Consider the following 13,618-nt stretch of genomic DNA (forward strand, 5'->3'; position numbering starts at 1 on the left):
CGGGGGTTTGCGGGTGGGTCAGGCGGCGCTGAACAGCTTGTGCGGGTCGATGACGAATTTCTTCGGCACGCCGGCGTCGAACTCGCCGTAGCCACGGGGCGCATCGTCCAGGCCGATCACCTGCACGCCGACCACTTCGGCGATGTTGATGCGGTCCCACATGATCGCCTGCATGAGTTGGCGGTTGTACTTCATCACCGGGGTCTGGCCGGTGTGGAAGCTGTGCGACTTGGCCCAGCCGAGGCCGAAGCGGATGCTCAGGCTGCCCAGCTTGGCGGCGGCGTCCACGGCGCCCGGGTCCTCGGTGACGTAGAGGCCGGGGATGCCGATCTTGCCGGCGACCCGCACCACCCCCATCAGCGAGTTGAGCACCGTGGCCGGCGCCTCGTGCTGGGCGCCGGCATGGCCGTGGCCTCGCGCTTCGAAGCCCACGGCGTCCACCGCGCAATCCACCTCCGGCTCGCCCAGCAGGGCGGCGATCTGCTCGTGCAGCGGGGTGTCCTTGGACAGGTCGGCGATCTCGAAGCCCTGGGCCTTGGCGTGGGCCAGGCGTACCGGGTTGACGTCGCCGACGATGACCACCGCAGCCCCCAGCAGGCGCGCGGACGCGGCAGCAGCGAGGCCGACCGGGCCGGCACCGGCGACGTAGACGGTGGAGCCCGGGCCGACGCCGGCGGTGACCGCGCCGTGGTAGCCGGTGGGCAGGATGTCGGAGAGGCAGGTCAGGTCGCGGATCTTCTCCATGGCCTTGTCGCGATCCGGCAGCTTCAGCAGGTTGAAGTCGGCATAGGGCACCAGCACGTACTCGGCCTGGCCGCCGGTCCAGTCGCCCATGTCGACATAGCCGTAGGCGCCACCGGCGCGGGCCGGGTTGACGGTGAGGCAGACGCCGGTGTGCTGCTCCTTGCAGGAACGGCAGCGGCCGCAGGCGACGTTGAAGGGCACGGAGACCAGGTCGCCGATCTTCAGGTTCTCGACATCGCTGCCCTTCTCGATCACCTCGCCGGTGATCTCGTGGCCGAGCACCAGGCCGACCTGGGCGGTGGTACGGCCACGCACCATGTGCTGGTCCGAGCCGCAGATATTGGTGGATACCACGCGCAGGATGACCCCGTGCTCGATCTTGCGACCGCGCGGGTCCTGCATCTTGGGATAGTCGATCTTCTGTACCTCGACCTTGCCTGCGCCGAGATAGACGACACCACGATTACCAGACATGCATGAATCTCCTTTGTTGTTGTGGATACAAAGGCGCGACCTGGGCCACGCGGCCTTGTACTGGAGCTTGTGTCTGTTGCCGGAGCCGCCGATGGACCTTGGCAGGGCGGCTGCCGAAAGCTGTAGCCCGGACTTCGGTCCGGGGTCGGGCACGCTCCCGGGCTGCGTCTGTTGGTTCAGAGCACCACGGTGCGGTTGGCGTTGAGGAACACCCGGCGCTCGATGTGCAGGCCCACGGCCCTGGCCAGGGTCAGGCACTCGATATCACGGCCCTTGGCGATCAGGTCCTCGGGGTAGTGGGCGTGGTCCACCGGCTCCACGCCCTGGGCGATGATCGGGCCTTCGTCGAGGTCGTTGTTGATGTAGTGGGCCGTGGCCCCCACCAGCTTGACGCCCTTCTGGTACGCCTGGTGGTACGGCTTGGCGCCCTTGAAGCCGGGCAGCAGCGAGTGGTGGATGTTGATCGCCCAGCCGTCCAGGCGCCGGCACAGCTCGGGGGACAGCACCTGCATGTAGCGGGCGAGCACCACCAGTTCGGCGCCGGTCTCCTCGATCACCTGCAGGACGCGCCGCTCCTGGGCGGGCTTGTCGTTGGGGTCGAGGGGGAAGTGGTGGTAGGGGATGCCGTGCCAGCGCGCCAGGGGCTCCAGATCGGGGTGGTTGGACACCACCGCCACCACGTCCATGGCCAGTTGGCCGATGCGCTGGCGGTAGAGCAGGTCGTTCAGGCAGTGGTCGGCCTTGCTCACCATCAGCACCACCTTGGCGCGGTAGCTCGGCGGGGTCAGCTCGACCTGCATGTCGAAGGGCGCCACGCGCTCGGCCAGGGCGGCGCGGAAGGCCTGCTCCTCGAAGCCGTCGGGCTGGCGGAACTCGATGCGGATGAAGAAGCGCGCGGAGAGCCGGTCATCGAAGGAATGGTGCTCGGTGACGTAGCAGCGCTGCTCGTAGAGCAGGCGCGTCACCGCGTCCACGGTGCCCAGCACGCTGGGACAGTGGGCGGTGAGGATCCAGGTATCGGGGGTGCGGCTCATGTCGGGACCTCGGTAATCCACGCTATCCGGGGGCGTAGGGTGGATGACGCTTCACCCATCCACCTTCGCTGTCCTGCGGTGGACGAGAAAGGCATCGTCCACCCAACCTTCAGGCCTTGATCGCCAGCCCGTACTCGGCACTGGCGTCCTGCAGCCAGAGCCAGAAGTAGTCGGAGAAGCTGCGGCGGATCAGCAGCTCCCAGGTCTCCTCGCCGGTGTGGCGGATCACCAGCTGCGACTTGGCGAAGGTGGTGCCCACCGCCTTGCCCACCGGGAAGTTGCTCGGGTGCACGTCGTAGGGCGTGGACTTCATCAGCACCTCGCGCACCTTGGGCCCGCTCAGCTCCAGCACGGTCTGCCCGCCGCTGACGTTGACCACCGCGTGGTGCAGCCCCGACAGGGCCTCGCGCAGGCGCTGCTCGGCAGCGAACTCCTCGCCACGGGGGAGGATCAGCAGCCACTCGTCCGGCGACAGCCATTGCAGGGAGGTCTCGCCGCTGGCCACCAGGGTCAGCGCCACCGGCAGCTCCAGGCCCAGGGCCTTGTGCACGCCACCGGCGAAGGCCGGGTCACGGGCGTCGCCACGCAGCACCAGGTGCCCGAGCAGCTTCTTCTCGCGCAGGGTGACGCCGGCAGCGCCGGACTTGCCCAGGGCGCCCTTGCCGGCCAGCTCGTCGAGCCCGGCATGGAACAGCGGCGACTCGCCGGCCAGTTCGTCCGGACGCTGCTTGTACACGTTCACTGCGCTCATTTCTCACCTGCCTGGTGCACGAGGGCACCGTCGAATTCCATGGTCTCGGCCCGTTGCTCACACATTCTGGCGCTCCCCTTTCGGGTCGTAGAACACCGAGCTGACGATCTCCGCCTCGATCACGCTGCCGTCCGCCAGCGGGGCGAAGACCTTCTCGCCCATGCGCTTGAGGCCGCCCCGCACCACCGCGAGGGCAAAGGAATGGCCCATCGCCGCGCTCATGTAGCTGGAGGTGACGTGGCCGACCATGGTCATGGGGATCGACTGCTTCGGGTCGAACACCAGTTGCGAGCCTTCCGGCAGCACCTTGTTCGGGTCCAGGGGCTTGAGGCCCACCAGTTGCTTGCGGTCTTCGCGCAGGCAGTCCTCGCGGTTCATGCCGCGCCAGCCGATCCAGGAGAAGGGCTTGTTGCGACCGACCGCCCAGCCCATGTCGAGGTCATCCGGCGTGACGGAACCATCGGTGTCCTGGCCGACGATGATGAAGCCCTTCTCGGCCCGCAGCACGTGCATGGTCTCGGTGCCGTAGGGGGTGAGGTTGTACTTGTTGCCGGCCTCGATGAGTTTTTCCCAGACTCCGGCGGCGTAGTCGGCCTGCACGTTGACCTCGTAGGACAGCTCGCCGGTGAAGGAGATGCGGAAGACCCGCGCCGGCACGCCGCCGACCAGGCCTTCCTTCCAGCTCATGAAGGGGAAGGCGTCCTTGTCCAGGTCGATGTCGGTGACCTCGGCCAGCAGCTTGCGGCTGTTGGGGCCGGACAGGGTCATGGTGGCCCAGTGGTCGGTGACCGAGGTGAAGTACACCTTGAGCTCCGGCCATTCGGTCTGGTGGTAGATCTCCAGCCACTCGAAGATGCGCGCGGCACCGCCGGTGGTGGTGGTCATCAGGAAGTGGTTGTCGGCGAGGCAGGCGGTCACGCCGTCGTCCATCACCATGCCGTCTTCCTTGCACATCAGGCCGTAGCGGGCCTTGCCCACGTCCAGCTTGGTCCAGGCGTTGGTGTAGACGCGATTGAGGAACTCGCGGGCGTCCGGGCCCTGGATGTCGATCTTGCCCAGGGTGGACGCATCGAGGATGCCCACGCTCTCGCGCACGGCCTTGCACTCACGGGCCACGGCGGCGTGCAGGTCCTCGCCGTTCCTGGGGAAGTACCAGGGGCGCTTCCACTGGCCGACGTCCTCGAACTCGGCGCCATTGGCCAGGTGCCAGCGCTGCATGGCGGTGTAGCGCTTGGGCTCGAACAGGTGCCCGCAGTGGCGGCCGGCAACGGCGCCGAAGGCCACGGGGGTGTAGTTCGGGCGGAACATGGTGGTGCCCATTTCCGGGATGCTGATGCCCAGCGAACGGGCGGCGATGGCCAGGCCGTTGATGTTGCCCAGCTTGCCCTGGTCGGTGCCGAAGCCCAGCGCGGTGTAGCGCTTGACGTGCTCGACCGACTCGAAGCCCTCGCGGGTGGCCAGCTCGATGCCGGCGGAGGTGACGTCGTTCTGCAGGTCGACGAACTGCTTCGGCGCACGGGCGGTGGGCTTGTCGTGGGGCACCTGGAACAGCGCGAGGGTGGCCTCCTCGTGGCGCTTCTCGGCCTTCGGCAGGGTGCCGGTCACGTCCTTGAAGCCGGCCTCGGCGGCCGCCTTGGCGCCCGCCTCGAAGCCGTCGGCCAGGGTGTCGCCCAGGGCGAACACGCCGTTCACGGCACCGGCACAGATGCGCTTCTGGAAGCCGCCCTCGCCCGGCACGAAGGCCAGGATGCCCTCGCGCCAGGTCGGCTTGCCGCCCAGGTGGGAGGCCAGGTGCACCACGGGGCTGTAGCCACCGGAGCTGGCGATCAGGTCGCAGTCGACCACCTCGCCGGGGCTGGTGACCTTGTGCGCCTTGACGTCGATGGCGCAGATGCGGGCACCGGTCACGCGCTTGCTGCCACGGGCCTCGATCACGGCGCTGCCGGTGAGGATGCGCACGCCACGGGCGCGGGCCTCTTCGACCCAGGCGCCGCGGGGGTTGCTGCGGGCGTCGGCCACGGCGACCACTTTCTGCCCGGCATCGAGCCAGTCCAGCACCAGGCGGTAGGCGTAGTCGTTGTTGGTGGACAGCACCAGCTCCTTGCCCGGCGCCACGCCGTAGCGGCGCACGTAGGTGGAGACGGCGCCGGCGAGCATGTTGCCCGGCACGTCGTTGTTCGAATACACCAGCGGGCGCTCGTGGGCGCCGGCGGCCAGCACCACGCGCCTGGCACGGACGCGGTGCACGCGATGGCGCGCCTGGCCCATGGGCGCGGTCTCGCCGAGGTGATCGGTGAGGCGCTGGTGGATGGTGAGGAAGTTGTGGTCGTGGTAGCCGTTGACCGTGGCGCGCGGCAGCAGGGTCACTTCCGGCAGCTTCTCGAGCTCGGCGATGGCCTGGGCCACCCACTCGGCGGCGGGCTTGCCGTCGAGGGTCTCGCGGGTGTCGAGCAGGCTGCCGCCGAATTCTTCCTGTTCGTCGGCGAGGATCACCCGCGCACCACTGCGGCCGGCGGCCAGGGCCGCGGCCAGGCCGGCAGGGCCGGCACCCACTACCAGCACGTCGCAGTGGCGGTTCATGTGGTCGTAGATGTCGGGGTCGTTCTCGGTCGGCGCGCGACCGAGGCCGGCGGCCTTGCGGATGTACTTCTCGTAGGTCAGCCAGAGGTTCTGCGGGTACATGAAGGTCTTGTAGTAGAACCCGGGCGGCATCATCTGCCCGCCGACCTTGCCGAGGATGCCCATCAGGTCGGTGTTGACGCTCGGCCAGCCATTGGTGCTGCCGGCCACCAGCCCGGCGTAGAGCGCCTGCTGGGTGGCGCGCACGTTGGGCACCTGGGTGGCGGGCGTGGAGCCGATCTGCAGGATGGCGTTGGGCTCTTCGGCACCGGCGGCGACGATGCCGCGCGGGCGGGAGTACTTGAAGCTGCGGCCGACGATGTCGACGCCGTTGGCCAGCAACGCGGCGGCCAGGCTGTCGCCGGCGTAGCCCTGGTAGCTCTGCCCGTTGAAGGTGAAGGTCAGGGGCTGGCTGCGGTCGATGCGGCCACCCTTGGAAAGACGGTTGGGCTGGCTCATGCCGTTACTCCTTGGTCCACGGCTTTCTTCTCCTGGGTCCCGGCTTCGGTGATGGCGGGGCGCTCACCGACCTTGTAGGTCTCGAGGATTTCGTAGGTCACGGTGTGGCGGGTGACGTTGAAGTACTTGCGGCAGCCGGCCGCGTGCACCCACAGCTCGTGGTGGATGCCGCGCGGGTTGTCGCGGAAGAAGATGTAGTCGCCCCACTGCTCGTCGGTGCAGGCGTTGGGGTCCAGCGGGCGCGGGATGTGCGCCTGGCCCTTGGCATGGAATTCCTCTTCGGAGCGCAGCTCGCCACAGTGGGGGCAGAAGATGTGCAGCATGGCGGGTCTCCTTAGTGAGCCACGGCAGCGGCGCCGTGCTCGTCGATCAGTGCGCCGTTGTGGAAACGTTCGATGGAGAAGGGCTTGGCCAGCGGGTGCATCTCGCCCTTGGCCAGGCTCGCCGCGAACACGTGGCCGGAACCGGGGGTGGCCTTGAAGCCGCCGGTGCCCCAGCCGCAGTTGAAGAACAGGTTCTTCACCGGCGTCTTGGCGATGATCGGGCAGGCGTCGGGGGTGGTGTCGACGATGCCGCCCCACTGGCGGTTCATGCGCACGCGCGAGAGCACCGGGAACATCTCGACGATGGCCTGCAGGGTGTGCTCGATGGTGGGGTAGGAGCCGCGCTGGCCGTAGCCGTTGTAGCCGTCGATGCCGGCGCCGATGACCAGGTCGCCCTTGTCGGACTGGCTGATGTAGCCATGCACGGCGTTGGACATGATCACGCTGTGGATGACCGGCTTGATCGGCTCGGACACCAGCGCCTGCAGCGGGTGGGATTCCAGCGGCAGGCGGAAGCCGGCGAGCCTGGCCATGTGCCCGGAGTTGCCGGCGGTGACCACGCCGACGCGCTTGGCGCCGATGAAGCCGCGGTTGGTCTCGACGCCGATCACCACGCCATCCTGTTTGCGGAAGCCGATGACCTCGGTGTTCTGCAGCAGGTCGACGCCCAGGGCGTCGGCGGCACGGGCATAGCCCCAGGCCACGGCGTCATGGCGGGCCACGCCGCCACGGCGCTGCACGGTGGAGCCCAGGACCGGGTAGCGGGTGTTCTTGCTGCAGTCGAGGTAGGGGATCTCCTCGGCCACCTGCCTGGCGTCCAGTAGCTCGCCGTCGATGCCGTTGAGACGGTTGGCGCTCACGCGGCGCTCGGAGTCGCGCAGGTCCTGCAGGGTGTGGCAGAGGTTGTAGACGCCACGGGCGGAGTACATGACGTTGTAGTTGAGGTCCTGGGAGAGGTTCTCCCAGAGCTTCATCGCATGCTCGTAGAGGTGCGCCGACTCGTCCCACAGGTAGTTGGAGCGGACGATGGTGGTGTTGCGCGCAGTGTTGCCACCCCCCAGCCAGCCCTTCTCGACCACGGCGACGTTCTTCACGCCGAATTCCTTGGCCAGGTAGTAGGCCGTGGCCAGGCCATGGCCGCCGCCGCCGACCACGATCACGTCATAGACCGGCTTGGGCGTGGGGTTGCGCCACATGCGCTGCCAGTTCTCGTGGTGGCTGAGGGAGTGCTTGAACAGGCCGAAGCCGGAATAACGTTGCATGCGCGTGCTCCTGGATCAGCGGTACACGGGGAAATCGGCGCAGAGGGCCGCGACCTGTTTGGCCACCTGGGCCTCGACATCGGCGTCACCGAGGTGGTCGAGGATGTCGCAGATCCAGCCGGCCAGCGCGATGCTCTGCGGCTCCTTGAAGCCACGGGTGGTGATGGCCGGGGTGCCGATGCGCACGCCGGAGGTGACGAAGGGCGATTGCGGGTCGTTGGGCACGGCGTTCTTGTTCACGGTGATGCCGGCGCGGCCCAGGGCGGCGTCGGCGTCCTTGCCGGTCAGGCCCTGCTTGATCAGGCTGACCAGGAACAGGTGGTTGTCGGTGCCGCCGGAGACCACGTCGTAGCCACGCTCGATGAACACCCGGGCCATCGCCTGGGCGTTCTTGATCACCTGGGCCTGGTAGGTCTTGAAGCCGGGTTCCAGCGCTTCCTTGAAGCACACGGCCTTGCCGGCGATGACGTGCATCAGCGGGCCGCCCTGGGCGCCGGGGAACACGGCGGAGTTGAGTTTCTTCTCGATCTCCTCGTTCTTGCGGGCGAGGATCAGGCCGCCGCGCGGGCCGCGCAGGGTCTTGTGGGTGGTGGTGGTGACCACGTCGGCGTAGGGCAGCGGGTTCGGGTACAGGCCGGCGGCCACCAGGCCGGCGACGTGGGCCATGTCGACGAACAGCAACGCCCCGACCTGGTCGGCGATGGCGCGGAAGCGCGGGAAGTCGAGGGTCTTGGAGTAGGCGGAGAAGCCGGCGACGATCATCTTCGGCTTGTGCTCCACGGCCAGGCGCTCGACTTCGTCGTAGTCGATCAGGCCGGTGCGGGTGTCGATGCCGTACTGCACGGCGTTGTACAGCTTGCCCGAGGACGACACCTTGGCGCCGTGGGTCAGGTGGCCGCCGTGGGCCAGGCTCATGCCGAGGATGGTGTCGCCGGCATTGATCAGCGCCAGGTAGACGGCGGCGTTGGCGGAGGAGCCCGAATGCGGCTGGACGTTGGCGTAGTCGGCGCCGAACAGGGCCTTGGCGCGGTCGATGGCCAGCTGCTCGACCTTGTCGACGTATTCGCAGCCACCGTAGTAGCGCTTGCCCGGGTAGCCCTCGGCGTACTTGTTGGTCAGGCCGCTGCCCTGGGCCTGCATCACCCGCTGGCTGGTGTAGTTCTCGGAGGCGATCAGCTCGATGTGGTCTTCCTGGCGGCGCTCCTCTTCCTGCATGGCGCTGAACAGTTCGTCGTCGTAGCCCTGGATCTGGTCGTGCTTGCTGAACATCGCTGATCTCCTGACGCGCCTGCGGTGGCGCCTGTCGTTTGGTACGGGGGCTTCCCGTTTGCAGCGATGGTATGACTCGCCCTGCCTTGCCAGATGCCTACGGACGCCACGGGAGAATGCGTTTGCGACATGCAAAGGGTCGCAATCGAACATCCTTGCAGCTGACCCGGTCACCCACAGTTTCCGTGGACCAAGCTGTGGATAAGCTGTACACCCCGCGCTACCGGCCAGGGCCCATGCAGGCTGTGGCCCATCGAGCATTTATTGAGCGATATCAGGCAGTTAGCGAATTTCTTACGCACAGAAGCTGTGCAGCGATCTGTGGACAAGCTGTGCGTGGATGCCGCAACGCCAGGATTGACGGGGCTTTCGACCGGCTGTACGTGAACCGATCAGCCCGCAGCAGGCGAAGATGCCCACAGCGACGCGCCTGGACAGCGAGGGTGGCAGTGGATAGTTTCGACTCCCCCGCGGCATTCCGCACGCGCCTGGACGAGCAACTGCATGATCACCTGCTACCTGCGCTACATCATCGATCCGTACAAGCTGGCCGAATTCGAGCACTACGGAAAACTCTGGATTCCCCTGGTGGAGAAATTCGGCGGCACCCACCACGGCTACTTCCTGCCCTCCGAAGGCGCGAACAACGTCGCCCTGGCGATGTTCAGCTTCCCCAGCCTGGCGGCCTACGAGGACTACCGCACCCGCTCCATGGCGGACGCCGAGTGCATCGCGGCCTTCGGCTATGCCGAGGCAACCCGTTGCATCCTCAGCTACGAGCGCAGCTTCTTCCGTCCGGTATTCGGCTGAGTACGCCCTCGCCCCCGGACCGAAGCCGGGCGACGCCCAGGGAAAACCGCCCACAAAGACCGTGGACCACCCTGTGGATAAGCTGTGCGACGAACGCGCAGGGCCAGGCACGGCGCAGGATGGCGCCGCCTGGCTCTTTTTTGCTCAGGGCCCGGCGGCCCGGTGGGTCAGTTCAGCTGGGTGAGGCACTTGTTGGTGACGCTCAGCAGCCGCTCGTGGGTGGCCTTGGGCAACGGCGTCTTCTGGGCCTTCAGCTCGTCCAGCTCGGCCTGGCTGAATTCGGCGCTGACCCGGTCGGCCGCGCAGCCGCAATATTTCTGCAACTTGTCCGCGCTGACTTGGGCCTGGGCCCCCGCCATGCACTCCTTGACGAAATGATCACGCTCGCCTGCGGGCCATTCGGCTGCCTGTGCGCAAAGGCTCACGAGCCAGGGTGCGGCAAGGGCGATCAGGTAGGGATAGCGCATCTGTGACACTCCTCATTGATGGCAAGGTCCGTCCCCGTGCAGGCACGGTTATGTTGTGAGCGGCAAAGACCCCGGCGAGTTCCTCCCGGCATCCCCGGCACCGGACCGGGGACAGCGCCTGGTTTAAAAAGGATGTCGCCTGGAGTCATTTGCGGGCGTCCATCCTGTCGTAAAGTTAGTTCCCATCCGCCTGCCCCTCCCGGGGACCCGGGCGACAGGACCAAGGACCCGAGATGACCGACCAGACCCAGCAATTCGCCAGCGACAACTATTCGGGCATCTGCCCCGAAGTCTGGGCCGCCATGGCCGAGGCCAACCGTGGCCACGAGCGCGCCTATGGCGACGACCAGTGGACGGCGCGCGCCGCCGATCACTTCCGCCAGCTGTTCGAGACCGATTGCGAAGTGTTCTTCGCCTTCAACGGCACCGCCGCCAACTCCCTGGCCCTCGCGTCGATGTGCCAGAGCTACCACAGCGTGATCTGCTCCGAGACGGCCCACGTGGAAACCGACGAATGCGGCGCGCCGGAGTTCTTCTCCAACGGCTCCAAGCTGCTGCTGGCCCGCACCGAGCAGGGCAAGCTGACGCCCGAGGCGGTGCGCGAGATCGCCCTCAAGCGCCAGGACATCCACTACCCCAAGCCGCGCGTGGTGACGCTGACCCAGGCCACCGAAGTGGGCACCGTGTACCGGCCGGAGGAAGTGCGCGCGATCAGTGCCGTGTGCAAGGAGCTGGGCCTGCGCCTGCACATGGACGGTGCGCGCTTCTCCAACGCCTGCGCCTTCCTCGGCTGCACCCCGGCGGAGCTGACCTGGAAGGCCGGCGTCGACGTGCTGTGCTTCGGCGGCACCAAGAACGGCATGGCAGTGGGCGAGGCCATCCTGTTCTTCAACCACGAGCTGGCCGAGGACTTCGACTACCGCTGCAAGCAGGCCGGCCAGCTGGCCTCGAAGATGCGCTTCCTTTCCGCTCCCTGGGTCGGCCTGCTGCAGGACGATGCCTGGATGCATTATTCCCGGCACGCCAACAGCTGTGCCCAACTGCTGGCCGAACTGGTGGCGGACGTGCCGGGTGTGAGCCTGATGTTCCCGGTGGAGGCCAACGGCGTGTTCCTGCAGATGTCCGAGCCGGCGCTGGACTACCTGCGCGCCCGCAACTGGCGCTTCTACACCTTCATCGGGGCCGGCGGCGCGCGCTTCATGTGCTCCTGGGACACCGAGAAGGACCGCGTGCGCGAGCTCGCTGCCGACATCCGCGCCGCCATGGCCAACACCTGACACGTCCCTCCGGCCTGGAACCCCGGGCCGCGCTCCTTTCCTTCCGTTCGAGGCGCCCTGCGAAACCGGGCGCCTCCCACGCACCCGTCGCACACCCCGGATGAGGTTCCGCCGGAGATATCCTCAGGCGGCGGCTTATCCTCGATTTCAGTGCATCACCCTGTGGACAAGCTGTAGAGCGACGGCCAGGCGCCAGGCAGGGCGCCATCTGTGTAGAACAGGTCGTTTTATGAGCGTATTCAGAGCGTTATGAATATTCGGCACACAATTTCTGTGCGGCGATCTGTAGGCAACCTGTGGATAAACTGCCACAGGCCACGGGATACGTCCGCTGCAGGGAATCGATCAGATAATGAGCAGCGCTGTAGGCCGCGTGGCGCCTGGGGCAGCCCGGATGCGACACACGCAGTCTGGCAACGCCATGCCTGAATTTGTCCCCTGCTGCGGTGGAGGCTTCTGTGGACAAGCTGTGCAGCGTCGCCTGGATGCCTTGCGCCCCGTGGGGCGTGGCTTTCAGGCTATTTATCGAACGATTTCATGGGGATGGCGGCGATCTTGTGCACAGCCTCTGTGCAAGGAGCTGTGGCCTGCCTGTGCATAACCCGCCGCATCGCCCGCCCCACGGTGGATACAGGCGAGCGGTCAATCCTTGATCAACGCCCCGCTCGCTGCCGAGCCCTTGCCAGCCGGGCCTCGGAGCCTGGTGACAAACCCACAGAAGCCGTGCACCAGCCTGTGGACAAGCTGTTCGCCAAACGCCAGGGGCCCCACGTGCCGGGGCCTGCGGGCGATCGATCAGTTACTGATCAATAGTCGATGGCGACATCACCCTTGGGCACGCTGCAGCAGGAGAGGATGTAGCCCTCGGCGACGTCGTCGTCGGTGATACCGCCGTTGTGCTCCATCTCCACGTCACCCGCGGTCTTCATGACCTTGCAGGTGCCACAGATGCCCATGCCGCAGGCCTTGGGGATATGCAGGCCGAGCTTGGCGGCGGCGGTGTGCACGGTCTCGCCCGGCGCCACGCGGATGCTCTTGCCGGTGCTGGTGAACTCCACCAGGTTGAGGTCGGCCGCCGGCACCGCCGGTGCCTCCGCCGCTTCGGCCGCATGCTCCTTCACCTCGGCGCGGATTTCCGGCGGGGTGGGGCCGAAGGCCTCCTCGTGGTAACGCTGCATGTCGAAGCCGTTGGCTTCGAGCAGGCGCTTGACCGCGCTCATGTAGGGGGTGGGGCCGCAGCAGAAGATCTCGCGCTCCATGAAGTCCGGCGCGATCAATTGCAGCATCGGCTGGCTGAGGTAGCCGCGATAGCCGGACCAGGTCTCGCCGATGTCGTACTTCTCGCAGACCAGGTGCAGCTTGAAGTTGCCGACGCGCGAGGCCATGTGGCGCAGCTCGCGGTGGTAGATGATGTCCTTCGGCGTGCGCGCGCTGTGGACGAAGACCATGTCGACGTTGGCGTTGGTGTCGAAGAACCAGCGCGCCATGGACATCACCGGGGTGATGCCGACGCCGCCGGAGAGGTAGAGCACCTTGTCGGCCGGGAAGTCGATGGCGTTGAACAGGCCGACCGGGCCATGCACCGGGATGACGTCGCCTTCCTTGAGGTTGTCGTGCAGCCAGTTGGAGACCTTGCCACCCGGCACGCGCTTGATGGTGATGGAGAAGCTGTAGGGCACCGACGGCGAGCTGGAGATGGTGTAGGAGCGCATGATCGGCAGGCCGTCGATCTCCAGCTCCAGGGTCACGAACTGCCCGGGCTTGAAGAAGAACACCATCGGCTGATCGGCCATGAAGCAGAAGGTGCGCACATCCCAGGTCTCCTGGATGACCTTCACGCAGCGCATCAGATGACGGCCGTTGGCCCAGGTCTGTGTCGTCACCGGATTCAGGAAGCTGTTGCTGCTCATAACGCATCTCCGCGCGGCCGGAAATCGGCCCCAATGGAGCGGATTCTGCGTAAGCGAAAAAGCGCCCACTTACCTGCCAGCGACATTCACATGCTTATCGCGACCTGCCAGCAACGCCAAGGGCTGCGGAGTCGGAAACGGATGTGGCCGTGTCGTCCATGGATAAGGTCGGGTCAGTCCCCGACGCCACACTCAGCCCCAGCCGAACACAAGCAAACG

General features: G+C 66.8%; 11 protein-coding genes. 2 read left to right on the forward strand and 9 right to left on the reverse strand.

Going from position 1 to position 13,618, the window contains the following annotated elements; genetic code table 11:
- Positions 1–18: 18 nt before the first annotated feature.
- The 7 genes from fdhA to glyA form a co-directional block, all read right to left on the reverse strand.
- On the reverse strand, positions 19–1,218 hold the full coding sequence (gene fdhA / locus DMX10_RS02325) for a formaldehyde dehydrogenase, glutathione-independent (RefSeq protein WP_111259590.1): 1,200 nt from the start codon (positions 1,216–1,218) through the stop codon (positions 19–21).
- A 176-nt stretch (positions 1,219–1,394) separates the two neighbouring features.
- Positions 1,395–2,252 carry a formyltetrahydrofolate deformylase gene (gene purU / locus DMX10_RS02330; protein WP_111259591.1) on the reverse strand — a complete coding sequence of 286 codons (858 nt, stop codon included), beginning with the start codon at positions 2,250–2,252 and terminating at the stop codon, positions 1,395–1,397.
- A 109-nt stretch (positions 2,253–2,361) separates the two neighbouring features.
- A complete protein-coding gene (locus DMX10_RS02335) occupies positions 2,362–3,003 on the reverse strand; it encodes a sarcosine oxidase subunit gamma (protein WP_111259592.1) in 642 nt (213 codons plus the stop codon).
- A gap of 57 nt (positions 3,004–3,060) precedes the next feature.
- Positions 3,061–6,081: a sarcosine oxidase subunit alpha gene (locus DMX10_RS02340; RefSeq protein ID WP_111259593.1), complete on the reverse strand. Its 3,021-nt coding sequence runs from the start codon at positions 6,079–6,081 to the stop codon at positions 3,061–3,063.
- A complete protein-coding gene (locus DMX10_RS02345) occupies positions 6,078–6,404 on the reverse strand; it encodes a sarcosine oxidase subunit delta (RefSeq protein WP_111259594.1) in 327 nt (108 codons plus the stop codon). The genes DMX10_RS02340 and DMX10_RS02345 overlap by 4 nt, the downstream gene beginning before the upstream one ends.
- 11 nt (positions 6,405–6,415) lie before the next feature.
- Positions 6,416–7,666 (reverse strand): sarcosine oxidase subunit beta family protein, encoded by a 1,251-nt coding sequence (locus DMX10_RS02350; protein WP_111259595.1) that lies wholly within the window; start codon positions 7,664–7,666, stop codon positions 6,416–6,418.
- Positions 7,667–7,681: 15 nt separating this feature from the next.
- Complete coding sequence (gene glyA / locus DMX10_RS02355) at positions 7,682–8,935, reverse strand: serine hydroxymethyltransferase (RefSeq protein ID WP_111259596.1); 1,254 nt, start codon at positions 8,933–8,935, stop codon at positions 7,682–7,684.
- 504 nt (positions 8,936–9,439) lie between these two features.
- Here glyA and DMX10_RS02360 point away from each other — a divergent pair.
- A complete protein-coding gene (locus DMX10_RS02360) occupies positions 9,440–9,745 on the forward strand; it encodes an NIPSNAP family protein (protein ID WP_111259597.1) in 306 nt (101 codons plus the stop codon).
- A gap of 167 nt (positions 9,746–9,912) precedes the next feature.
- On the opposite strand, the gene DMX10_RS02365 is transcribed toward DMX10_RS02360, so the two are convergent.
- Positions 9,913–10,212 carry a hypothetical protein gene (locus DMX10_RS02365; RefSeq protein ID WP_111259598.1) on the reverse strand — a complete coding sequence of 100 codons (300 nt, stop codon included), beginning with the start codon at positions 10,210–10,212 and terminating at the stop codon, positions 9,913–9,915.
- A gap of 233 nt (positions 10,213–10,445) precedes the next feature.
- On the opposite strand from DMX10_RS02365, the gene DMX10_RS02370 reads away from it, so the two are divergent.
- Positions 10,446–11,489, forward strand: coding sequence for a low specificity L-threonine aldolase (locus DMX10_RS02370; RefSeq protein ID WP_111259599.1), 1,044 nt, complete (start codon positions 10,446–10,448; stop codon positions 11,487–11,489).
- A gap of 806 nt (positions 11,490–12,295) precedes the next feature.
- On the opposite strand, the gene gbcB is transcribed toward DMX10_RS02370, so the two are convergent.
- Positions 12,296–13,399 (reverse strand): glycine-betaine demethylase subunit GbcB, encoded by a 1,104-nt coding sequence (gene gbcB, locus DMX10_RS02375; RefSeq protein ID WP_111259600.1) that lies wholly within the window; start codon positions 13,397–13,399, stop codon positions 12,296–12,298.
- Positions 13,400–13,618 lie beyond the last annotated feature (219 nt).

Source organism: Pseudomonas sp. 57B-090624, assembly GCF_003234055.1.
Classification (GTDB): Bacteria; Pseudomonadota; Gammaproteobacteria; order Pseudomonadales; family Pseudomonadaceae; genus Metapseudomonas; species Metapseudomonas tohonis.